We start from the raw sequence: 20786 nt of genomic DNA on the forward strand, positions 1-20786 counted from the left end.
TCAGCCCGGGATCAGGCAGAAGAGGTGACCTTCGGGGTCGGCGAGTACGACCCAGTCGGCGCCACCGGGCTGGAAGTCCGGCTTGGTGGCGCCGAGCGCCTCGAACTCCGTGACAGCGCTTTCGAGGTCGCCGACGCGGAGGTCGAGGTGGGCGTGCTTGGCGTCGTCCGGCCAGCCCGGGCCCCGGTAACCGGCGACGCGCTGGAAGCCGAGTGCGACCGGGCCGCCGAGCTGCACGGTGTCGTCGTCCTGATAGGTCACCTCCAGCCCGAGTGCCTTGGCGTAGAAGGCGGCGAGCGCGGCCGGGTCGGCGCAGTCGAGGACGATCGTGGTGAGTTCCGCGGGCATTTCCCGACTCCTTTCGTTCTGCCGGCAGCCTGCCCGCGGTGCCGGGGCGCGGTCTTGAAGATCCTTGCGGAAACTGTCGGACCCCCGGCGTAGCGTCCGGCTCGTGCTGGAAGCAGTCGAAGTCGCGGCCCGCCCCGGGTACGCGGTCAACGTGGTCCGGTGCGCGGACGTCCACCGCGGCTGGTCGCCACCCGAGGTGGCGGCCGGCCACCGGATGGTGCTCGTCCGCCGCGGCCGGTTCCGCCGTCGCGCCCGCGGGACGGTCGCGGACGTCGACCCGGTGCTGGCCTACCTCGCCGAACCGGGGGACGAGGAGAGCTTCGCGCACCCGGCAGGCGGCGACGTGTGCACGTCGGTGACCTTCAGCGCGCAGCGGTGGCGTCAGCTCGCGGGTTTTTCCCTGGCACGCACGACGGTGTACGTCGACGGACGGCTCGACCTCGCCCACCGCCGTGCGGTCGCTTCGGTCGCCGACCCGGACTACGCGCTGGCGGAAGAGCTGCTGGCGCTGGTGGGCCACGCGATCACCCAGGCGACGGTCGCTCGGACACCGGCGTCCGGCGGCCGGGCCGACGACCGGGCGTTGGTGTCCCGCGGCCGCGAGGCGATCGCCGCGGACGACCCGGGCGCCGCCGGGCTCTTTCCGCTGGCGGATCTGCTGGGGGTTTCGCCGTACCGGCTGAGCCGGGCTTTTCCGCGCGAGCTGGGGGTTTCGCTGACGCAGTACCGCAACCGGGTCCGGGTGGGCCGGGCCCTGGACCGCCTGGAAGCGGGAGAGCGCGAGCTGGCGACGCTCGCGGCGGACCTGGGTTTCGCCGACCAGGCGCACCTGACCCGCACGGTCCGCGACCACGCGGGAATGACCCCGGCGGTCCTGCGCGGGGTGCTGGCAGGGGAGGGGAGGGAGAGCTCTGGGCGAGCGTGAGGCCCCGCCGAGTTGTGCGGGTGGCGGCCCGAGCGCGCGATGCCCACCCAATCCCGCCGATCACGCGAGATCGGCCCTGACAAGGGAGCGCGCTGAGGTGGGGTGGCGCGACGGGAACGCGGGCTGGGCGCGTGGCCACCCCCAGCGGCCACGTGACTTCGCCCCGCGGCCGTTGCGCCACCCCGGGATCCGGTGTCCAGTTTTCGAAACACCGAACGGGAGTATCGTAGTCTTTCCGGGACAGGCTGTGTCAAGTTTTCGGAACAGCTACGCTGCCGGTTGTCACGTTTCCTGGCTGAGGGTGGTGTGTGGTGAGCGATGAGCGCAGTTTCGCCGAACGACTGGCGCACTTGATCGCGACCGTGCACCCGCCGGACCGCAAGCCGTACTCCTACCGGGAGATCGCGCACGGCGTCGCCGAGCAGACCGGCGTGACGATGTCGGCGACCCACGTCCAGCAGCTCGCCGTCGGCGCGCGCAAGGACCCCAAGCGCTCGCACATCCAGGCCCTCGCCCAGTTCTTCGGCGTCCCGGTGACGTACTTCTTCGACGACGAGGTCGCCGGGCAGGTCGACCGCCAGGTCGAGGACGTCGTCGCGTGGCGCGACACCGAGGCGCGGAACCTGGCGCAGCGGGCCATGCAGCTCTCCCCGCGCGACCGCGAAACCGTGACGGCGCTGCTCGACCAGCTGGCCGGCTACGACGAAACCCGGCGCCGCGACGGCCGGCGCAGGAAGCCGGAGTGACCTCGCGCGGTCGGCTAGGATGACCTCGTCCGTGATCGCGCCCCGGTGCACCCGGCTGGCGCCCGGTGAGCGGGGAGGACCCATCGACGAGCGCGGCCTGACGGAGCTCCGAGCCGGCGCCCGCGAGCGGGTGCGGACCGTGCTCGGCGCCGTCCCGATGCCCCGGCCGTGGTCGATGAACGTCTGGGTCGACCGCCTCGAAGCCTGGCGCGGGCGCGAGATCGACCTCGTGCCGGTCGAGTACCGGCCCGGCCGGCCGTCCGGGGCCTGGCAGCCTCGCCCCGACTACGACCTGATCGCCTACGTCGAGCACACGTCGGCGCTGCACCAGGACCACATCATCGCCCACGAGCTCGCCCACATGCTGTGCGCGCACACCGGGACCTGCCAGATGTCGGAGTCCGAAGCCGCCCGGTTGGCCCCGGACCTGGCGCCGCAGGCGCTGTCGCACCTGCTCACCCGCGTGACGACCGGCACCGACGAGTACGAGGCCGAGCTGATCGCCGTGCTGCTGCTGAGCGCGGCGACGAGTGAACCGCCCGCCGTTCAGCCGGATGCGTCCGGCCGGGCGGCGGAGCAGGCTAGGCGGCTGGCGGCTCTCCTGGGATAGTCGCGTCTCGTGATCGACATTCTGTTCGTCGGGGTCGGGCTCTTCGCGTTGGCGGTCGGGGTCTGGCGGGCGGTCCGCGCCCGGCGCACGGGCGCGGGTGCCGGGCTGGCCGTCTCGCTCGTCGCGCTCGGGGCGGCGTTCTGCTTCCTCTCCAACCGTGCGCAGCTTTTCGAGAGCGAGATCTATCCGAGCCTCGGACGGCTGCTGTCGAACCTCGCGACGATGGTCGCGGCCTACGGGATCGGGCTGACGGTCGCGGAGATCAGCGGCACCCGCGACCGCGGCCGGCGCACCCGGCTCGGCGCGCTGGGCGTGGCGCTGATCCTGCTGACGGTCATGTTCTTCAGCACGCCGGGGCTGCCGCGTGGCGTCGGGGTGTTCGACGAGCTGTACCGCACGCACCCGACGCTGGTCGTCTACGTCTTCGTCTACACGGTCTACCTCGGGTTCGCGGTGCTCGACATCGGCGTGGTGGCGGCGGTGACGGTCCGGGCGAGCGGTGGTGCGCTGCGGGCCGGGCTCGCGCTGTTGCTGCTGGCGTCGGCGTTCGCGGTCGCCTACCTCGCGGGAAAGATCGTCGCGACGATCCGGGCGCTGCAGGACGACCACCCGGCGAAGGCGTTGTGCCGCGGACCGTTTTCGACGCTGCCGTGCACGCTCGACGTCGGTTTCCCGGCGATCTCGGTCCTGCTGATCGTGGTGGGGCTGACGATCCCGTCGGTCCCGGGCCTGGTGGCCGGGCGCCGCGACGCGAAGACGCTCCGCCTGCTGCGACCCCTGCGCACGCACCTGACGCGGCGCTTCCCGGAGATCATCCGCATCGACCCGGGCGGCCCGTCCCGCCGCGAGCGGCTGCTGACGGCGATGAGCGAGACGAACGACGGCCTGATCCTGGCGGGGGTGACACCGGAGCTGGCGCCCCCGGCTGCGGCGAGGCTGGTGCGCGACCTCCCGGACGAGCCGGGGGAGGAGGAACCACCGCCGGTCGCACAGGCGGAGCCGTTCGCCGCGGACGTGGCGCGGCTGCGGGCGATCGCGCGTGCGTACCGGAAGGTGGGTGGCGAGACGGTGGGCGAGGTCGCCAGCCCGGTGCGGTGACTTCGGGGCGCTTTTGTCGTGGCCCTTTGCCTGCCGCTGTAACCCAGGCTGGTGCACTGGCTTCGAAGTTGTATTGAGTGCAAAGGTGTACTGACTATGGCAATGCACTCACTTCGCCACCGTGATGATGGCGAATGCGCACCCATGCCGGAGATGCACTCACGTCAAAGATGTAGTCACTTCAGATGCACACTGACTACGCAACGACAGCCACTGCGCGCACGACGATTCACCCGGCGAAAGGCGCTTCCAACCGCAGCTCCCAACCCCGTTCGGTGAGCGCCACCAACTGCAGCCCCCTCGCGTGATCGGTCAGCGGCAGAAGCGGCCGCACCTCATCGGCCACCCGCGAAAGGGTCTCCTCGTCGCCGCCCATCGCGACGGTCACGTGCGCCGGCGGACGAGGTCCGAACCGTCCGCCGTAAGGCAGCACCTCCGGCCAGCGAGCGCACACCGCATCGGTGACCGGCTGCAGCGACGGAGCCGGCAGCGCCGCGAAACCCGGCGCGGTCAAGAACTCGGCGAGCCGCACCTCGGTCGGTGAAACAGCCGAAGCGAGCGACCGGACCGCGGCCAGCACCGAGGGTGTCAGCGCCGCGTCCGGCAGGAAGGGGTACAACGCGGTCACGTGCGCGGCCAAGCCGGGGCGGACCAGTGCGGGGTCCACTCGCCGGGCCGCGGCCAGCACGGGTTCGGCGGCGGGCAGCAGGATCACCAGCGCGGTGGTTCCGGGTTCGGGCACCCCCGCATCATGGCAGTCAGGCGACCGCGCTCTCCGGGAACCGTCCCTCGCGGGCCAGGGCGAGGCTGCGCCGGCACAGCTCCACCAGCTCGAGGTTGGCGCGGCTGTGCGGGCTGCGGCCGCAGAGTCCGCAGTGGATCGCCACCTCGCCGGTCAGCTCGTCGACCGCGACCAGCGCCTGGTGGTCGCAGCGGCGGCACCAGCGGTAGCCGATCGCCGGGTTCGTGTGCACCGGGGACGAGACGCAGTCGTGCAGCCAGCGGCGGTGCGTGCGGCAGGTGACGCGGTCGGTCGGGTCGATCCGGCCGGCGTCCTCGGCGTGGTCTTCGCCGGTCAGTGTCGAAGCCAGCAGGGGCTGCCGCGCCGCGGCGGGCTGGTCCTGCGGGTTCGGACTGGCCCACGCGTGGTGGTCGCCGCATCGGCACTTCTCGGACATGTCGCCCCCAGTAGTCGGGTCTATCGATGCGTCGAGTGTGACCGTGGCAACAGAGGGTGGACAACCGGGAAAACGCTCAGTTTCGGCCAGCGGCAGGGGTGCCGCGGCGGGCGGATCGGCGGACTTCGGCACCCGGGTATGCGAACATATGTTCTATGACCGACGAGGGGCCCATCCTGCACGCCGACCTCGATTCCTTCTACGCGTCGGTGGAACAGCGCGACGATCCGGCGCTCAAAGGACGCCCCGTGATCGTCGGCGGCGGGGTGGTCCTGGCCGCGAGTTACGAGGCCAAGGCCTGTGGCGTGCGCACGGCGATGGGGGGCGCGCAGGCCCGGCGGCTGTGCCCGCAGGCGGTCGTCGTGCCGCCGCGGATGTCGGCGTATTCGGCCGCGAGCAAGGTCGTCTTCGAGGTCTTCCACGACACCACACCGTGGGTGGAAGGCCTCTCGATCGACGAAGCGTTCCTTGACGTCGGGGGGTTGACCAGGATCGGCGGACGGCCCAGCCGCATCGCCGAACGGCTGCGCGCCACCGTTGCCGAGCGCGCCGGGCTCCCCATCACGGTAGGGGTGGCGCGGACGAAGTTCCTGGCCAAGGTCGCCAGCCGGGTGGCCAAGCCGGACGGCCTGCTGGTCGTCCCGCACGACGCGGAGCTGGAGTTCCTGCACCCGCTGCCGGTCGGCGCGCTCTGGGGCGTCGGCAAGGTCACCGCCGAGAAGCTGCGCGCGCGGGGGATCACGACGGTGGGCCAGCTGGCCGCGTCCGAGCCGGTGGACCTGGTGAGCATGCTCGGCCGGGCGGCCGGCGGGCACCTGCACGCCCTGGCGCACAACCGGGACCCGCGCCGCGTCGAGGTCGGCCGGCGGCGCGGGTCGATCGGCGCCCAGCGGGCCCTCGGGCGCGGCAGGCGGACCCCGGCCGAGCTCGACGTGGTGCTGGTGGCGCTGATCGACCGGATCGCCCGCCGGCTGCGCGCCGCCCGCCGCGTGTGCCGGACGGTGACGATCCGCCTGCGCTTCGCCGACTTCACCCGCGTCACGCGCTCGCACACGCTGAACGAGCCGACCGCGGGCACCGGCGTCTTGCTCGCCGCGGCGCGGGAGCTGCTCGTCGCCGCGCTGCCGATGATCGCCGACCGGGGCATCACGTTGCTGGGCGCGGCGCTGTCGAACCTGGCCGACGAGGACCCGTTCCAGCTCGCTCTGCCGTTCGAGCGGCAGCGGGCGACCCAGCTCGACACGGCGCTGGACGCGGTGCGGGACCGGTTCGGCAAGGCGGCGGTCACCCGGGCGGTCCTGCTGGGCCGCCCGGACGACCTCGAAGTGCCCCTGCTGCCGGATTGACGCCGGAAACGCTTCAAGTTCCGCTGCCGGCCATTCCGGGCCGATCGGGAATGCGGGCGTGGACCAGCGCGGAAAGCGCGGCGGGCCGCAGCGCATCGGTGCGGTTCCACAGCCGCGCGTCGACGCTCTCGCGCTGCCCCGCCTGTTCGACGACTTCGAAGCCGGCTTCGCGCAGGAGGCCGGCCACCTCGGCGGGGGAGAGGAAGGTGCGCCACGGCTCACCCTGTTCCGCCGCGACCGGCGCGACGGCTTCGGCGTAGCCGTTTCCGGCCTCGTCCCGCAGTTCCGCGGGAAGCAGGTGATCGGTCACGATTTGCGATCCGGGGGCGAAACCGCCGAGATCCGTCAATGTGGCGAGAATCGCCTTCCGCGTCAGGTACATGGTGACACCGAGCCAGCTGACGAACACGGGGCGAAACGGGTCGAGTCCACTCTGGACGAGCCGTTCCCGGAGCGGATCGGCTTCGAAGTCGACCGGGACGAAGGTGACCGAAGCGGGTACGGCGACGCCGGCGCCTTCGAGCAGTTCTCGTTTGGCCGCCTGGGTCGCCGACCGGTCGACCTCGAACACCCGGAATCGCGCGGACACCTCCCGATACGCGAACGAATCGAGCCCGGCGCCCAGAATCACATACTGGTCTATACCGGAATTGGCGCGGAGGAGGCGGTCTTCGGTGAACCGGCTGCGGCACACCGCTTGGGCGCGGGCGCCGGCCAGGACCGGATGGGTACCGTGGAGGTGGTGATAGGCCAGGAGTTCCTCGGCGCGCTCGCCGAGGAGAGCCGCGGCGAGGGTGTCGGAGAAGACGATCGGCCCGGCGTCGACGAGCAAATGTGCCGCCCGTGCGGCGGCCGCGGTGAACGCCGTGCGGCTGACGCGGGGAGCAATACCGGGAAAGTCGGCGGTGGTCATGCCGGACACGGTACCGATTCGATTTCGAATATATCACAAATACAAATTTTTGACAAGACGCCGCGCATTCCAGCTCGGTTGCGGTCACTCTGGACGAGGGCGATGCGCCGCCCGGGCGGCCATTGTGGACGCTTCACGGGTGTCGCGCGTGCCGGACGGGATTCGACAGGTTAGGGTCTGTCCGACCGTGTTCTGGAGAAGATGAGGAACGACGAACCATGGCGCAACGGGTGCACGTCGAGATGGTGGACGACCTCGACGGGAGCGAGGCTTCGCAGACCGTCCCCTTCAGCCTGGACGGGGTGACGTACGAGATCGACCTGTCCGAGGACAACGCGTCCGCGCTCCGGGACGAGCTCGCCCGCTACGTCGCCGTCGCGCGGCGGACCGGGGGCCGCAAGGTGCGCCTCGCGACCGGCCAGTCGCTGTCGGGCTCGTCGAGCTCGAGCACCGACCGCGAGCGCAATCGCCAGATCCGCGAATGGGCACAGGCCAACGGCTACGAGGTTGCGGAGCGAGGTCGCCTGTCGAGCGAGATCATCGCGGGCTTCGAGGCCGACCAGGCCGCGGCCGCCGAGCCGGCCGAGGCCAAGCCGGTGCGTAAGCGGGCTTCGCGCAAGAAGGCCTGACGCCGGAACCGCTTGCCGGGCAAGAAACCCCGCGGCCGTGCTGGGTTGTGCACGACGGTGGTGGTGTTCGACGGTGGTGTTTCGCGCGCCTGGGGTCGGGGAGATCCCGGCGCGCGAAAGGCGCGACGGTGGCGTGGCCGGACTTTCGGCTCGCCCCGGCGCGGCACGCAGCCGCCATGACGGTGGCCCGCTCGTGGGCCGCGTTTGTTTGTTTCCCACCGCGTTGTCCACGCCAGGTGGGTTCGTCCCTCGGTTGACTGCGGGTGTGAATGCCCGCGCCCGGCGGGACATGGAACAGCTGAAGGCCGCCCGCGACCGTTCGCGGGGGACTGTCCTGATCGGCTTGCGGTGAGCCGTTCCCACTCTGTCGTGTGTGGATCTTCGGCGGTACACGCAGGTTCGCGCACCATTGCGCAGTGTCGACGCGAAAAAGCCGCGGCGCCCGGACATTTCCCGGCCGGTAAAGCTTGTCGGAGGGTGGCTCCGATCGCCAGACTGTCAGGGCTCCACGCGGCCGGTACCGCGCCGGAGCACGGCCCGGTGGCCGCCTCCTCCCTCGATGGCCACCGGGCCGCCTTCGCTTCCTTCCCCGGGTGCCGTAGTGCGGCGCTGCCGGGGACAACTCTCAGCTGCTGGAGCAACTCGCTCCGCGAACCCCTTCCCGCTTCACGTGCGGCCGATCGGGCTTCTCTGTAGACAATCGACCGCGACAAGCGCACACTCAGACTACTCCATACTGCATACAATCTTCAGTCGAGGATTCTGAGGAGGCGGTCACGATGACCGAAGTCCGCGAGCTGCGCGACGTCTACGGACGGCGGTACCGCGTCGGGGAGTCCGACCGGGAGCTGCTCGGCCGGCCGCGGACGTGGATCACCTGGCTGGCCGCGGCGGCGATGCTGGCCGCCGGGGTGCAGCAGTACGGCTTCGGCGCGATCGTTCCCGCGCTGAGCCGGGCGCACGGCTGGACCTTCGGCGGGATCGTCCTCTCCCTCGCCGCCTGGGCGATCTGCCAAGCCGGCACGGCGTTCCCGGCGGCGTGGCTGCGCGAACGCGGCGTGCTCCCGGCACCCGTCGCGATGGCCGTCGGCGCGGTGCTGTGCGCCGCCGGGCTGGCGACGCTCGGCCACGCGACCAGCCTGCTCACCGTCTTCCTCGGCTACTCCGTGCTGGGTGGGCTCGGCACCGGACTCGTCTACGCCACCTGCGTCGGCGCGGTGCTGGCGTGGTTCCCGGACCGGACCGCGCCGAGCGCGGGCATCGTCAGCGGCGCGTTCGCCTACGGCAGTGTGCCCTTCGTCGTGCTCGCCGCCGCGCTGCCGGCCGCACGGCCGGTCCTCCTGGACGTCACCGCGGCCGTCGTGCTCGCCGTGATCGCCGGGTGCAGCGCGCTGCTGCGGTACCCGCCGCGGAACTGGTGGCCCGCGACGCCCGAGCCGCGCGCCTGGGCCCTCGACCCTGCGCACAACCGGCGCCCGGCCGTCCGCCACTACCGGCCGGCCGAGCTGTTCCGGTGCGGGACGACCCTCGCGCTGTACCTCGTCGTCGTGCTGGCGGCCGCCGTGCTGCTGTTCGACCTCGCCTACCTGGCGACGTTCGTCGCCGAGCGCAGCGGTCCCGGGCTCGCCGCGGCCGCGCTGGCGCTGCTCGCCGCGGCGACCGGCAGCGGCCGGGTGCTCATCGGCCGGCTCGCCGACCGGCTCGGCCGGCACCGGATCCTGCGGTTCGCGCTGCTCGCGGGCGGTGTCGCCCAGTTCGTCCTCTTCTACTCGGGCGAGCACCGGCACGCCGTCGGCCTGCTGCTGGGCGTCGCGCTGGCCGGCCTCGGGAACGGCTGCTGCTACACGCTGCTGGTCGGTCTCGTGCGCGAGTACTTCGGCGAGGAGTCGGCGGCGCAGAACTTCGGCATACTGTATTCCGCCAAGGCGGTCGGCGCGGTGGTCGGGATCGGGCTCGCCGCGCTCGTCGTGACCTCGCACGGGTTCGTCGGCGCGTTCGCCGCGGCCGGGGTGCTGAGCCTGGCCGGTGCGGTGCTGTCCGGGCGGCTGACCCAGCCGGGCCGGCCCAAGTCGCTGCTGCCGGCGGCCTGACGTGGGGCGGATGACCAGCCGGCGCCGGGTGCTGCGCGTCCGCGACGGCGTGCCTGCCGCGCGCCCGGACACGTTGACCGTCGAGGAACCCCTCGAGATCCGGGTGGCCGGGAAGGCGCTGTCGATCACGATGCGGACCCCGGGCGACGACTTCGACCTCGCCGCCGGATTCCTGGTCGGCGAAGGCGTGGTGCGGGCAGCCTCGGACGTCCACTCGATCCGCTACTGCGCCGGGGCCACGGCCGACGGCGGCAATACCTACAACGTGCTCGACGTCGTGCTCGCCCCGGGGGTCGCACCGCCGGACGCGTCGGTGGAGCGGAACTTCTACACGACGTCCTCGTGCGGGCTGTGCGGCAAGGCGAGCCTGGACGCCGTCCGGACGACGGTGACGTGGCCGATCGACGACGACCCGTTCGGCATGGACCCGGCGACGCTCTCCGGGCTGCCCGGCGAACTCCGCGCGGCGCAACGGGTTTTCGACCGCACGGGTGGGTTGCACGCGGCAGGGCTCTTCGACGCCGACGGGAAGCTGCTGTGCCTGCGCGAGGACGTCGGCCGGCACAACGCCGTGGACAAGGTGGTCGGCTGGGCGACCCGGGACGGCAGGCTCCCGCTGTCCGGAACGGCGCTGATGGTGAGCGGGCGGGCCTCGTTCGAGCTGGTGCAGAAGGCGGCGATGGCCGGGATACCGGTGCTGGCGGCGGTTTCCGCGCCGTCGTCGCTGGCGGTGGACCTGGCCGCCGAACTCGGGCTGACGCTGGTCGGTTTCCTGCGCGGGACGTCGATGAACGTCTACACGCGACCCGACCGGCTGGGGCTTCAGCCGAGCTGAGCGAGCAGGGCGCCGACGGCGGGGGACGGATCGCCCCGGTGCACGGCGGCGAGCTGCCACGGCGGCGGCCGGTCGAACCGCCGGACGGTGAGATCGGGAAACCGCGAAGCCGCCGCCGCGGGCAGGACGCAGGCGGCCAGCCCGGCCCGCACGAGCCCGGCGGCGACGGCGAGATCGTCGACCTCGAGCGAAAGCCGCCGGCAGGGGAACGCCCGGTCGACGGCTTCGCGGATCGCCCAGCCGGGCGGGAAGTCCACGAGGGACAGTTCGGCGAGATCGGCGGGCGCGGAACGCGAGCCGCCGGGTGCGGTGACGAGGACGAGCTCGTCTCCGGGCAACAGGGTGGTGAGCAGTTCGGGCGCGAGATCATCCGAGGCTGCAGCGCCGCAGCCCGCGACCACCGCCAGCACCACGTCTACCGTGGACTCAGCCAGAACCGGCCCCACCGCGTCGGGCCGGATCTGCCGCACCTCCACCGCCAACCCCGGGTGCACGTGCCGCAGCGCGGCCAGCACCCGGTGCCAGTCCGCCAGCAACCCCGGGCACACCCCGAGCCGGACCCGGCCGCCCACCGGGGAGACGGCCGCGCGGGCCCGGGCGGCCGCCTCCAGGGCCGCCCGCGCGGCGGGCATGAACGCCTCGCCGGCGGGCGTCAGGGCCACCCGGTGCGTCGTGCGGTGGAACAACGGCGTCCCCAGGTCCCGCTCCAGCGCCCGGACCACCGTGGACACGGTGGACTGGACCGTCCGGAGCCGGTGCGCGGCCGCCGTGAAGCCGCCCTCCTCCGCGACCGCCACCACCACCGCCAGCTGGCGCAGCTCCATCACGGCACCTCGTCGAGTGTGCCGGTGCGCTCGTCCAGGACGTAGCCGCGGACGACGTCGGTGTGGGGCAGGAACGGCGACGCCCGCAACCGGCCGATGCACTGGCGGACGTCCTGCGCCGGGTCGGTGAACGTGCGCATCCCGCAGTCCCGGTGGTGGACCAGCACGATCTCGCGCGTGCCCAGCAGGTGCCGGCTCACCGTCAGCGAGCGGATCGCGTCTTCGGTGACGGCGCTGCCGGCGTTGCGGACGTGCGCGTCGCCTTCGCCGAGCCCGAGCAGCCGGTGGACGCTGAACCGCGCGTCCCCGCACGCGAGCACCGCCGGCTTCGCGGTCATCAGGTCAGCACTTCCCGGACCAGCGCCGCCGTCTCGCTCGGTGTCCGCCCGACCCGGATTCCCGCCGCCTCCAAGGCTTCCTTCTTCGCCGACGCGGTCCCGGCCGAGCCGGAGACGATCGCGCCCGCGTGGCCCATCGTCCTGCCCTCCGGGGCGGTGAACCCGGCGACGTACCCGACGACCGGCTTCGAAACATGAGTCCGGACGAACTCCGCCGCTCGCTCCTCGGCGTCGCCGCCGATTTCGCCGATCAGCACGATCAGGTCGGTATCCGGGTCCTTTTCGAACGCTTCGACGGCGTCGATGTGCGTGGTCCCGATGATCGGGTCGCCGCCGATCCCGACGCACGTGGAGAACCCGATGTCGCGCAGCTCGTGCATGAGCTGGTAGGTGAGCGTGCCGGACTTCGACACCAGGCCGATGCGTCCCGGGCCGGTGATGTCGGCCGGGATGATCCCCGCGTTCGACTTGCCGGGGGAGATGATGCCCGGGCAGTTCGGCCCGATGATCCGGGTCCGCCCGCCCGCCGCGACGGCGTGCGCCCACAGCCGGGCGGTGTCGTGCACCGGGACGCCTTCGGTGATCACCACCGCGAGGCCGATGCCCGCGTCCACCGCCTCGACGACGGCGTCCTCGACGAACGGCGGCGGCACGAACAGCACGCAGACGTCGGCGCCGGTCGACGCGATCGACTCCGCGACGCTGCTGAACACGGGCAGCGAACGACCGGAGATCTCCACGTGCTGCCCGGCCTTGCGCGGGTTCACCCCGCCGACGACGTTCGTGCCGGCGGCCAGCATCCGCCGGGTGTGCTTGGTGCCTTCGGAGCCGGTGATACCGGAGACGACGATCCGGCTGGTCTCGTCCAGGAAGATGGCCACGTCAGACCTCCGCGATCGCGAGCTTCGCCGCCTCGCGGGCGGCGTCGTCCATGGTGGCCACCACGGTGACCAGGGGGTGGGCGGCTTCGGCGAGGATCCGCCTGCCTTCGGCGACGTTGTTCCCGTCGAGCCGCACGACCAGGGGCTTGGTGGCGCGGGAGCCCAGGATCTCCAGCGACCGCACGATCCCGGTCGCGACGGCGTCGCACGCGGTGATGCCGCCGAAGACGTTGACGAACACGCAGCGCACCTGCGGATCGCCCAGGATCACGGTCAGCCCGTTCACCATCACCTCGGCCGACGCGCCGCCGCCGATGTCGAGGAAGTTCGCCGGCCCGCGCGCGCCGGCCTCGGCCGCGGCGGCCGCTACGACGTCCAAAGTGGACATCACGAGGCCGGCGCCGTTGCCGATCACGCCGATGTCGCCGTCGAGCTTGACGTAGTTGAGGCCGTTCGCACGCGCCTCGCGTTCGAGCGGGTCGCCGTCGAGCGGATCGTCGAACGCCGCGGACCGCCGGAAAGACGCGTTGTCGTCGAGGGTGATCTTGCCGTCGAGCGCGACGATCCCGGTCGACGTTCCGGCCAGCGGGTTCACTTCGACGAGGGTGCAGTCCTCGGCGACGAACACGTCCCACAGCTTTTCGACGACGCCGGCGACCTCGGCGCGGACGCCGGCGGGGAACGCGGCGGCCACTGCGGCCGAGTCGACGCCGGCGAGCGGGTCGACCGGAACGCGCACCAGGGCATCCGGCCGGGAGGCCGCGACCTCCTCGATCTCCATCCCGCCTTCGGTCGACGCCATGGCGAGGAAGGTCCGCGCGGCGCGGTCGAGCAGGAAGGAGAGGTAGTACTCCTCGGCGATCTCACTGGCTTCGGTCACCAGGACGCGGTGCACGGTGTGGCCCTTGATGTCCATGCCGAGGATGTCGTCGGCGGCCTGCTCGGCGTCGTCGGCTGTGTGCACCACGCGGACGCCGCCCGCCTTCCCGCGCCCGCCGGTCTTCACCTGGGCCTTCACCGCCACCGGGCCGCCCAGGGAAGCGGCCGCGTCGCGGGCCGCGGCGGGATCGGCGGCGACCCGGCCGCGGGGGACGGGTACGCCGTGCTTCTCGAAGAGATCTCGGGCTTCGTGTTCGAAGAGGTCCATGCGGGGCGTCCTTTCCGCGGCGGTGCAGGGCAAGGAGGTCCGCCGTGTCCGGGCGTGCGGTGACGGTCCGCGGGGGCGGGATCGAGGCCCGGGAAAAACCCTGCGGATGGCCCTGGACACGGGCTGCTTGAAGAGTGACTATATGCCTACCCCATACGGTATGCAATCTACAGTCTGCCGCGAAGAGGCCGCTGACCTCGGCGGACAGGGGGCGGCGACGAGCGGACCGGAGTACGGAGCGCCGGACAAGAGAGTTCCGGCGGCGGACCAGAGGAGTTGAGCAATGGCGCTGACAACGACCGGCACGACCGCGGGGGAGAGTGCCCGAGCGACGAACGGCGCCGAGCCCGCGCCCGCCGAAATCTCGGGTGGCCACCTCGTGGCGAAGGCGCTGAAGGCCGAAGGGGTCGACACGATCTTCACCCTCTGCGGCGGCCACATCATCGACATCTACGACGGCTGCGTCGACGAAGGCATCCAGGTCATCGACGTCCGGCACGAGCAGGTCGCGGCGCACGCGGCCGACGGCTACGCGCGGATCACCGGCAAGCCCGGCTGCGCGGTCGTCACCGCCGGCCCCGGCACGACCGACGCCGTCACCGGCGTCGCGAACGCCCTGCGCGCGGAGAGCCCGATGCTGCTCATCGGCGGCCAGGGCGCGCTCACCCAGCACAAGATGGGGTCCCTGCAGGACCTCCCGCACGTGGACATGATGGCGCCGATCACCAAGTTCGCCGCCACCGTGCCGCACACCGCGCGCGTGGCCGACCTCGTCTCGATGGCGTTCCGCGAGGCCTACGCCGGCGCGCCCGGCCCGTCGTTCCTGGAGATCCCGCGCGACGTCCTCGACGCGCGCGTGCCGCTGGAGAACGCGAGGATCCCCGAGGCCGGGCGCTACCGCGCGTCGACGAAGAACGGGGGCGACCCCGCCGACATCGAGAAGCTCGCCGACCTGCTGGTGCACGCGAAGAAACCGGCCATCCTGCTCGGCAGCCAGGTCTGGACGACCCGCGCCACCGAACCCGCCGTCGACCTGGTGCGCACGCTGAACATCCCGGCGTACATGAACGGCGCCGGCCGCGGCACGCTGCCGCCGGGCGACCCGCACCACTTCCAGCTCTCGCGCCGGTACGCCTTCGACAACGCCGACGTCATCGTCATCGTCGGCACCCCGTTCGACTTCCGGATGGGCTACGGCAAGCGGCTGTCGAAGGACGCCACCGTCGTGCAGATCGACCTCGACTACCGCACGGTCGGCAAGAACCGCGACGTCGACCTCGGCATCGTCGGCGACGCCGGGCAGGTCCTGGCCGCGGTCGCGCAGGCTGCCTCGGGCCGCGGCGACAACGGCGCCGTCGCCCGCAAGGTCTGGCTGGAAGAGCTCCACGCCGTGGAGGAGAAGGCGAAGCAGAAGCGGCTGCCGCTGCAGCACTCCGACGCGAGCCCGATCCACCCGTACCGGCTGGTCCACGAGATCAACGAGTTCCTCACCGAGGACTCGATCTACATCGGCGACGGCGGCGACATCGTCACCTTCTCCGGCCAGGTGGTGCAGCCCAAGTCGCCCGGCCACTGGATGGACCCGGGTCCACTCGGGACACTCGGGGTCGGCATCCCGTTCGTCATGGCCGCCAAGCACGCCCGCCCGGACAAGGAAGTCGTCGCGCTCTTCGGCGACGGCGCCTTCAGCCTCACCGGCTGGGACTTCGAGACGCTGGTGCGCTTCGACCTCCCGTTCGTCGGCATCGTCGGCAACAACTCGTCGATGAACCAGATCCGCTACGGCCAGGCCGCGAAGTACGGCCTGCCGCGCGAGCGCGTCGGCAACACCCTCGGCGACGTCCGCTACGACGAGTTCGCGCGGATGCTCGGCGGCTACGGCGAGGAGGTCCGCGACCCGGCCGACATCGGGCCGGCGCTGCTGCGGGCCCGGGAGTCCGGCAAGCCGTCGCTGATCAACGTCTGGGTCGATCCCGACGTGTACGCCCCCGGAACCATGAACCAGACCATGTACAAGTGAGCGGAGGCCAAGGCATGGGTAAGGCACTGGAGGGCGTCCGCGTCCTCGACATGACGCACGTGCAGTCCGGACCGTCCTCGACGCAGCTGCTCGCCTGGCTCGGCGCGGACGTGATCAAGCTCGAGACGCCCGGCCGGGGCGACATCACGCGCGGCCAGCTGCGCGACCTGCCCGGCGTCGACAGCCTCTACTTCACGATGCTGAACTCCAACAAGCGCAGCATCACGCTCAACATGAAAAGCGACGAGGGCAAGGAAATCTTCGAGAAGCTCGTGTCCGGTGTGGACATCCTGGTCGAGAACTTCGGCCCGGGCGTCGTCGATCGGTTCGGCTACCCGTGGGACAAGCTCTCGGCGCTCAACCCCCGGCTGATCTACGCCTCCATCAAGGGCTTCGGCCCGGGCCGCTACGCCGACTTCAAGGCCTACGAAGTGGTCGCGCAGGCCATGGGCGGCGCGATGAGCACCACCGGCTTCGAGGACGGGCCGCCGACCGCGACCGGCGCGCAGATCGGCGACTCCGGCACCGGCATCCACCTGGTGGCCGCCATCCTCGCCGCGCTGTACCAGCGGACCTCCACCGGCCGCGGCCAGCGCGTCCAGGTCGCCATGCAGGACGCCGTGCTCAACCTGTGCCGCGTGAAGCTGCGCGACCAGCAGCGGCTCACGCACGGTCCGCTCGGCGAGTACCCGAACGACCACTTCGGCGACGAGGTGCCGCGGTCGGGCAACGCCTCCGGCGGCGGGCAGCCCGGCTGGGCGGTGAAGTGCGCGCCCGGCGGCCCGAACGACTACATCTACGTGATCGTCCAGCCGCCCGGCTGGGCACCGCTCGCCCGGCTGATCGGCAAGGCGGAGCTGGCCGACGACCCGGCGTGGGCCACCCCCGAGGTGCGACTGTCCAAACTGGACAAGATGTTCGCGCTGGTGGAGGAGTGGACCGAGAAGCACACCAAGTGGGAGGTGATGGAGAAGCTCAACGCTCACAACATCCCCTGCGGCCCGATCCTGTCCACGAAGGAACTGATCGAGGACGAAACGCTGGCCGAGCTCGGCTCGGTCGTCGAGGTGCCGCACCCGGAACGCGGCAGCTTCAAGACCGTCGGCTGCCCGCTCAAGCTGTCGGACTCGCCGGTCGAGATCGAGCGGTCGCCGCTGCTCGGCGAGCACAACGACGAGGTGCTGGCCGAACTCGGCTACGGCGAGGCGGAGCTCGAGAAGTTCCGCGCGGCGGGGGTGATCTGAGTGGCGGATCGCGCGGCGGTGGAGAAGATCCTCGACCAGGCGGCCGCCGAAGGGCGGTCTTCGCTGACCGCGCCCGAGGGGCGTGCGGTCTGCGAGGCCTACGGCATCCCGACCCCGGCCGAGCGGCTGGCCGCCACGGCGGACGAAGCCGTGGCCCACGCCCGGGACATCGGGCTGCCGGTGGTGCTCAAGATCGTCTCGCCGGACATCCTGCACAAGACCGAAGCCGGCGGTGTGCTCGTCGGCTTGAAGGACACCGATGCAGTGAAGGCGGGCTTCGAGACGATCGTCGAGAACGCGAAGGCGTACAACGCCGACGCGCGGATCCTCGGCGTCCAGGTGCAGCAGATGCTCACCGAAGGACAGGAGGTGATCATCGGCTCGGTCACCGACCCGACGTTCGGCAAGATCGTCGCGTTCGGCCTGGGCGGCGTCCTGGTGGAGGTGCTCAAGGACGTCACCTTCCGGCTCGCGCCGACGACCACCGAGGAAGCGCTGTCGATGATCGACGGTATCCAGGCGGCGGAAATCCTGCGGGGGGTGCGTGGCTCGGATCCTGTCGACCGCGCCGCCCTGGCCGCCGTGATCACCGGCCTCGGGCAGCTGGTCGCCGACTTCCCGCAGCTGTCCGAAGTGGACCTCAACCCGGTGCTCGCGACGCCGTCCGGAGCCACCGCGGTCGACGTGCGGATCCTGGTCGACGCGGACGCGGCGAACGAACCCTTCCGGTTCACCCAGGAGGAGATCCTCGCCTCGATGAACCGGATCATGAAGCCGGCGTCCGTCGCGGTCATCGGCGCGTCGGCCGAAGCCGGCAAGATCGGCAACTCGGTGATGAAGAACCTGGTCAACGGCGGCTACGCGGGGGAGATCCACCCGATCAACCCGAAGGCCGCCGAGATCCTCGACCGCAAGGCGTACGCCAGCATCACCGACGTACCCGGTGACGTCGACGTCGCGGTCTTCGCCATCCCGGCGAAGTTCGTCCCCGCGGCGCTGGAGGAAGTCGGCAGGAAGGGTGTCGCCGGCGCGATCCTCATCCCGTCCGGCTTCGGCGAGACCGGCAACATCGAGCTGCAGGACGAGGTCGTCGCGATCGCGCGCAAGCACGGCGTGCGCATCCTCGGGCCCAATATCTACGGCTACTACTACACGCCGGAAAGCCTGTCGGCGACGTTTTGCACACCGTATGACGTCAAGGGCGGCGTCGCCCTTTCCTCGCAGAGCGGCGGGATCGGGATGGCGATCCTCGGGTTCAGCCGCTCGGCGAAGATGGGCGTGTCTTCGATCGTCGGCGTGGGGAACAAGGCCGACATCGACGAGGACGACCTGCTCACCTTCTTCGAGCAGGACGACAACACCCAGCTCGTCGCGATGCACCTCGAGGACCTCAAGGACGGGCGGTCGTTCGCGGAGACGGCCAAGCGGGTCTCGAAACGCAAGCCGGTCGTGGTGCTCAAGGCCGGGCGGACGTCGCAGGGAGCGAAAGCGGCCAGCTCGCACACCGGCGCGCTGGCCGGCGACGACAAGGTCTACGACGACATCCTCCGCCAGAGCGGCGTGATCCGGGCGCCCGGGCTCAACGACATGCTCGAGTACGCCCGCGGCATCCCGCTGCTGCCCACGCCGAAGGGCGAGAACGTCGTCATCATCACCGGCGCCGGCGGGTCGGGCGTGCTGCTCTCGGACGCCTGCGTCGACAACGGGCTCGACCTGATGGAGATCCCGCCGGACCTCGACACCGCGTTCCGGAAGTTCATCCCGCCCTTCGGCGCGGCCGGCAACCCGGTGGACATCACCGGCGGCGAGCCGCCCTCGACCTACCGCAACACCATCGCGCTGGGCCTCGAGGACGACCGCATCCACGCCCTGATCCTGGGCTACTGGCACACCATCGTCACCCCGCCGATGGTGTTCGCGGAGCTCGTCTCCGAAGTGGTCGGGGAGTACCGCGCGAAGGGGATCCACAAGCCCGTCGTCGCCTCGCTGTCGGGCGACGTCGAAGTCGAGGAGGCGAGCGACTACCTCTACGACCACGGCGTCGTCGCATATCCGTACACGACCGAGAAGCCCGTCGCGGTGCTCGGCGCGAAGTACCGCTGGGCGCGGGCGGCGGGCCTGCTCTGAGCGTCCTCCACGGGGGCTGGCCGATCGAGAGAGAAAGGACGAAGATCCACCGCACGTCGGAAACAGAGGGACATGAGTCAACGGTGACGAAAGAGAACTCTTATGACCGCAGCGACCTATCAGGAGATCGTTGACGAGAACGGACGGGTTTACCGGGTAGGCGAGTCCCCGCACGACATCATGGGACGCTCCCGGAGCTTCATGGTCTGGCTGCCCTGGATCGCCATGATGGCGGTCAGCGTGTTCGAATACGGCTGGGGCGCCGTCGAAGGAACCCTGGAAGAGAAGTACGGCTGGACGCTGTCGGACGCGTTCTGGCTGGCGAGCATCTGGGCGGTGTTCCAGGCCGGGGTGGCGTTCCCGGCCGGCCGGCTCAGGGAACGCAACGTCGTCTCGGCCAAGACGGCGATGCTGGCCGGCGCCGTGTGCAGCGGCATCGGCTACTTCACCATCGCGCACAGCGGCAACCTGGCGCTGGCGTTCGTCGGGTACTCGGTCCTGGGCGGCACCGGCGCCGGGCTCGTGTACGCGACCTGCATCAACATGGTCGGCAAGTGGTACCCGGAGAAGCGCGGCGCGCGGACCGGGTTCGTGAACGGCGGCTTCGCCTACGGGTCGGTGCCGTTCATCTACCTGTTCAGCGCGTTTCTCGGGCACGAGAACGTCACCGGGGTGCTGGACGGGATCGGCCTCTACATGCTGATCGTCGTGGGCGTGTGCGGGTTCCTGTTCAAGGACCCGCCGAAGAGCTGGTGGCCGAAGGAGATCGACCCGCTCACTTGGGCCAAGAACAGGTCCGGGGTCAAGAGCCTGGCCAAGAACCCGCCCGCGGTCCGGCAGTTCACGCCCATGGAGGCGATCCGGACCGGCATGCTCCCGCTGATGTGGGTGTGCCTGGTGATCATCGGCGGCGTCTCGTTGTTCGGCATCAACTTCCAGGTGCCGTTCGCCAAGGAGAGCCACTTCGGCGCGTTCGTCGCGGCTTCCTCGGCCGGCGTGCTGGCCGTCGTGAACGGCACCGGCCGCGCGGTCGTCGGCTGGGCGTCGGACAAGATCGGGCGTCGGCAGACGCTCACGCTGGTGCTGGTGATCGCGGCGCTGGCCCAGTTCGGTGTGCTGTACGCCGGGAACACGCACAACCTGGTGCTGTTCATGGTGTTCGCGTTCCTGACCGGGTTCGGCGGCGGCGCGTTCTACCCGCTGTTCGCCGCGCTGGTGCCGGACTACTTCGGCGAGAACAACAACGCGTCGAACTACGGCCTGGTCTACAGCGCGAAACTGGTCGGTGGCGTCGGCGGCGGCGGGCTCGCCGCGGGGGTCATCAGCGCGTGGGGCTACACCGGTGCGTACGTGCTCGCCGGGTGCATCGCGCTCCTGTCCGCGGTGCTGACGCTGTTCCTGCGCCAGCCCGGCCGGACACGCCACCAGCTCGCCGATACCGAGCTGGTGGCGCGGCCGTCGGCGGCGGCCGGCGGGTAGGCCGGCCG

The 20786-nt window shown here is 71.2% G+C and carries 20 protein-coding genes; 12 read left to right on the top strand and 8 right to left on the bottom strand.

All coding sequences use genetic code 11. The annotated features are described in order from the left end of the window. On the bottom strand, positions 1 to 348 hold the full coding sequence (locus QRX60_RS37120) for a VOC family protein (RefSeq protein ID WP_285996117.1): 348 nt from the start codon (positions 346 to 348) through the stop codon (positions 1 to 3). A 103-nt stretch (positions 349 to 451) separates the two neighbouring features. On the opposite strand from QRX60_RS37120, the gene QRX60_RS37125 reads away from it, so the two are divergent. From QRX60_RS37125 to QRX60_RS37140, 4 genes are all read left to right on the top strand, one after another. Continuing rightward, a complete protein-coding gene (locus tag QRX60_RS37125) occupies positions 452 to 1273 on the top strand; it encodes a helix-turn-helix transcriptional regulator (protein WP_285996118.1) in 822 nt (273 codons plus the stop codon). 311 nt (positions 1274 to 1584) lie between these two features. Beyond that, positions 1585 to 2019, top strand: coding sequence for an XRE family transcriptional regulator (locus QRX60_RS37130; protein ID WP_284749814.1), 435 nt, complete (start codon positions 1585 to 1587; stop codon positions 2017 to 2019). A gap of 19 nt (positions 2020 to 2038) precedes the next feature. Continuing rightward, entirely contained in the window at positions 2039 to 2629 is a 591-nt protein-coding gene (locus tag QRX60_RS37135) for a hypothetical protein (protein ID WP_285996119.1), read from the top strand. A 9-nt stretch (positions 2630 to 2638) separates the two neighbouring features. After that, on the top strand, positions 2639 to 3727 hold the full coding sequence (locus QRX60_RS37140; protein ID WP_285996120.1) for a hypothetical protein: 1089 nt from the start codon (positions 2639 to 2641) through the stop codon (positions 3725 to 3727). Between the two features lie 229 nt (positions 3728 to 3956). Here the strand turns inward: QRX60_RS37140 and QRX60_RS37145 are convergent, their stop codons facing one another. Both QRX60_RS37145 and QRX60_RS37150 read right to left on the bottom strand, forming a co-directional pair. Continuing rightward, entirely contained in the window at positions 3957 to 4469 is a 513-nt protein-coding gene (locus QRX60_RS37145; RefSeq protein WP_285996121.1) for a 2'-5' RNA ligase family protein, read from the bottom strand. A gap of 16 nt (positions 4470 to 4485) precedes the next feature. Then, complete coding sequence (locus QRX60_RS37150; protein WP_285996122.1) at positions 4486 to 4905, bottom strand: hypothetical protein; 420 nt, start codon at positions 4903 to 4905, stop codon at positions 4486 to 4488. A gap of 155 nt (positions 4906 to 5060) precedes the next feature. Between QRX60_RS37150 and dinB the strand changes: the two genes are divergently transcribed. After that, complete coding sequence (gene dinB / locus QRX60_RS37155; protein ID WP_285996123.1) at positions 5061 to 6251, top strand: DNA polymerase IV; 1191 nt, start codon at positions 5061 to 5063, stop codon at positions 6249 to 6251. Positions 6252 to 6264: 13 nt separating this feature from the next. Here the strand turns inward: dinB and QRX60_RS37160 are convergent, their stop codons facing one another. Beyond that, on the bottom strand, positions 6265 to 7164 hold the full coding sequence (locus QRX60_RS37160) for a class I SAM-dependent methyltransferase (protein ID WP_285996124.1): 900 nt from the start codon (positions 7162 to 7164) through the stop codon (positions 6265 to 6267). A 218-nt stretch (positions 7165 to 7382) separates the two neighbouring features. Between QRX60_RS37160 and QRX60_RS37165 the strand changes: the two genes are divergently transcribed. The 3 genes from QRX60_RS37165 to fdhD all read left to right on the top strand — a co-directional run bounded on the left by QRX60_RS37165 (position 7383) and on the right by fdhD (position 10718). Beyond that, complete coding sequence (locus tag QRX60_RS37165; RefSeq protein ID WP_285996125.1) at positions 7383 to 7793, top strand: histone-like nucleoid-structuring protein Lsr2; 411 nt, start codon at positions 7383 to 7385, stop codon at positions 7791 to 7793. 779 nt (positions 7794 to 8572) lie between these two features. Beyond that, positions 8573 to 9883, top strand: a complete 1311-nt coding sequence (locus QRX60_RS37170; RefSeq protein WP_285996126.1) for an OFA family MFS transporter — start codon at positions 8573 to 8575, stop codon at positions 9881 to 9883. A 1-nt stretch (position 9884) separates the two neighbouring features. Further along, the gene (fdhD, locus tag QRX60_RS37175; protein ID WP_285996127.1) at positions 9885 to 10718 is read left to right on the top strand and encodes a formate dehydrogenase accessory sulfurtransferase FdhD; all 834 of its coding nucleotides are present in this window, start codon (positions 9885 to 9887) and stop codon (positions 10716 to 10718) included. Here fdhD and QRX60_RS37180 read toward each other — a convergent pair. From QRX60_RS37180 to sucC, 4 genes are read right to left on the bottom strand one after another with little or no spacing between them, the layout of a single operon-like run. Then, the gene (locus QRX60_RS37180; RefSeq protein ID WP_285996128.1) at positions 10706 to 11542 is read right to left on the bottom strand and encodes a LysR family transcriptional regulator; all 837 of its coding nucleotides are present in this window, start codon (positions 11540 to 11542) and stop codon (positions 10706 to 10708) included. The genes fdhD and QRX60_RS37180 overlap by 13 nt on opposite strands. Continuing rightward, positions 11542 to 11880 carry a beta-class carbonic anhydrase gene (locus QRX60_RS37185; protein WP_285996129.1) on the bottom strand — a complete coding sequence of 113 codons (339 nt, stop codon included), beginning with the start codon at positions 11878 to 11880 and terminating at the stop codon, positions 11542 to 11544. Before QRX60_RS37185 ends, QRX60_RS37180 begins: the two co-directional genes overlap by 1 nt. After that, the gene (gene sucD / locus QRX60_RS37190; protein WP_285996130.1) at positions 11880 to 12761 is read right to left on the bottom strand and encodes a succinate--CoA ligase subunit alpha; all 882 of its coding nucleotides are present in this window, start codon (positions 12759 to 12761) and stop codon (positions 11880 to 11882) included. The genes QRX60_RS37185 and sucD overlap by 1 nt, the downstream gene beginning before the upstream one ends. A 1-nt stretch (position 12762) precedes the next feature. Beyond that, on the bottom strand, positions 12763 to 13941 hold the full coding sequence (sucC, locus tag QRX60_RS37195; RefSeq protein ID WP_285996131.1) for an ADP-forming succinate--CoA ligase subunit beta: 1179 nt from the start codon (positions 13939 to 13941) through the stop codon (positions 12763 to 12765). A 250-nt stretch (positions 13942 to 14191) separates the two neighbouring features. On the opposite strand from sucC, the gene QRX60_RS37200 reads away from it, so the two are divergent. The 4 genes from QRX60_RS37200 to QRX60_RS37215 all read left to right on the top strand — a co-directional run bounded on the left by QRX60_RS37200 (position 14192) and on the right by QRX60_RS37215 (position 20778). Next, positions 14192 to 15928: a thiamine pyrophosphate-binding protein gene (locus tag QRX60_RS37200; protein ID WP_285996132.1), complete on the top strand. Its 1737-nt coding sequence runs from the start codon at positions 14192 to 14194 to the stop codon at positions 15926 to 15928. Between the two features lie 14 nt (positions 15929 to 15942). Next, a complete protein-coding gene (frc, locus tag QRX60_RS37205) occupies positions 15943 to 17172 on the top strand; it encodes a formyl-CoA transferase (RefSeq protein ID WP_285996133.1) in 1230 nt (409 codons plus the stop codon). Continuing rightward, positions 17173 to 19299 carry an acetate--CoA ligase family protein gene (locus QRX60_RS37210; protein ID WP_285996134.1) on the top strand — a complete coding sequence of 709 codons (2127 nt, stop codon included), beginning with the start codon at positions 17173 to 17175 and terminating at the stop codon, positions 19297 to 19299. A gap of 102 nt (positions 19300 to 19401) precedes the next feature. Beyond that, positions 19402 to 20778 carry an OFA family MFS transporter gene (locus tag QRX60_RS37215; RefSeq protein WP_332845792.1) on the top strand — a complete coding sequence of 459 codons (1377 nt, stop codon included), beginning with the start codon at positions 19402 to 19404 and terminating at the stop codon, positions 20776 to 20778. The last annotated feature ends 8 nt before the right edge of the window (positions 20779 to 20786 follow it).

Origin of the sequence: Amycolatopsis mongoliensis (assembly GCF_030285665.1) — a bacterium.
Lineage (GTDB): Bacteria > Actinomycetota > Actinomycetes > Mycobacteriales > Pseudonocardiaceae > Amycolatopsis > Amycolatopsis mongoliensis.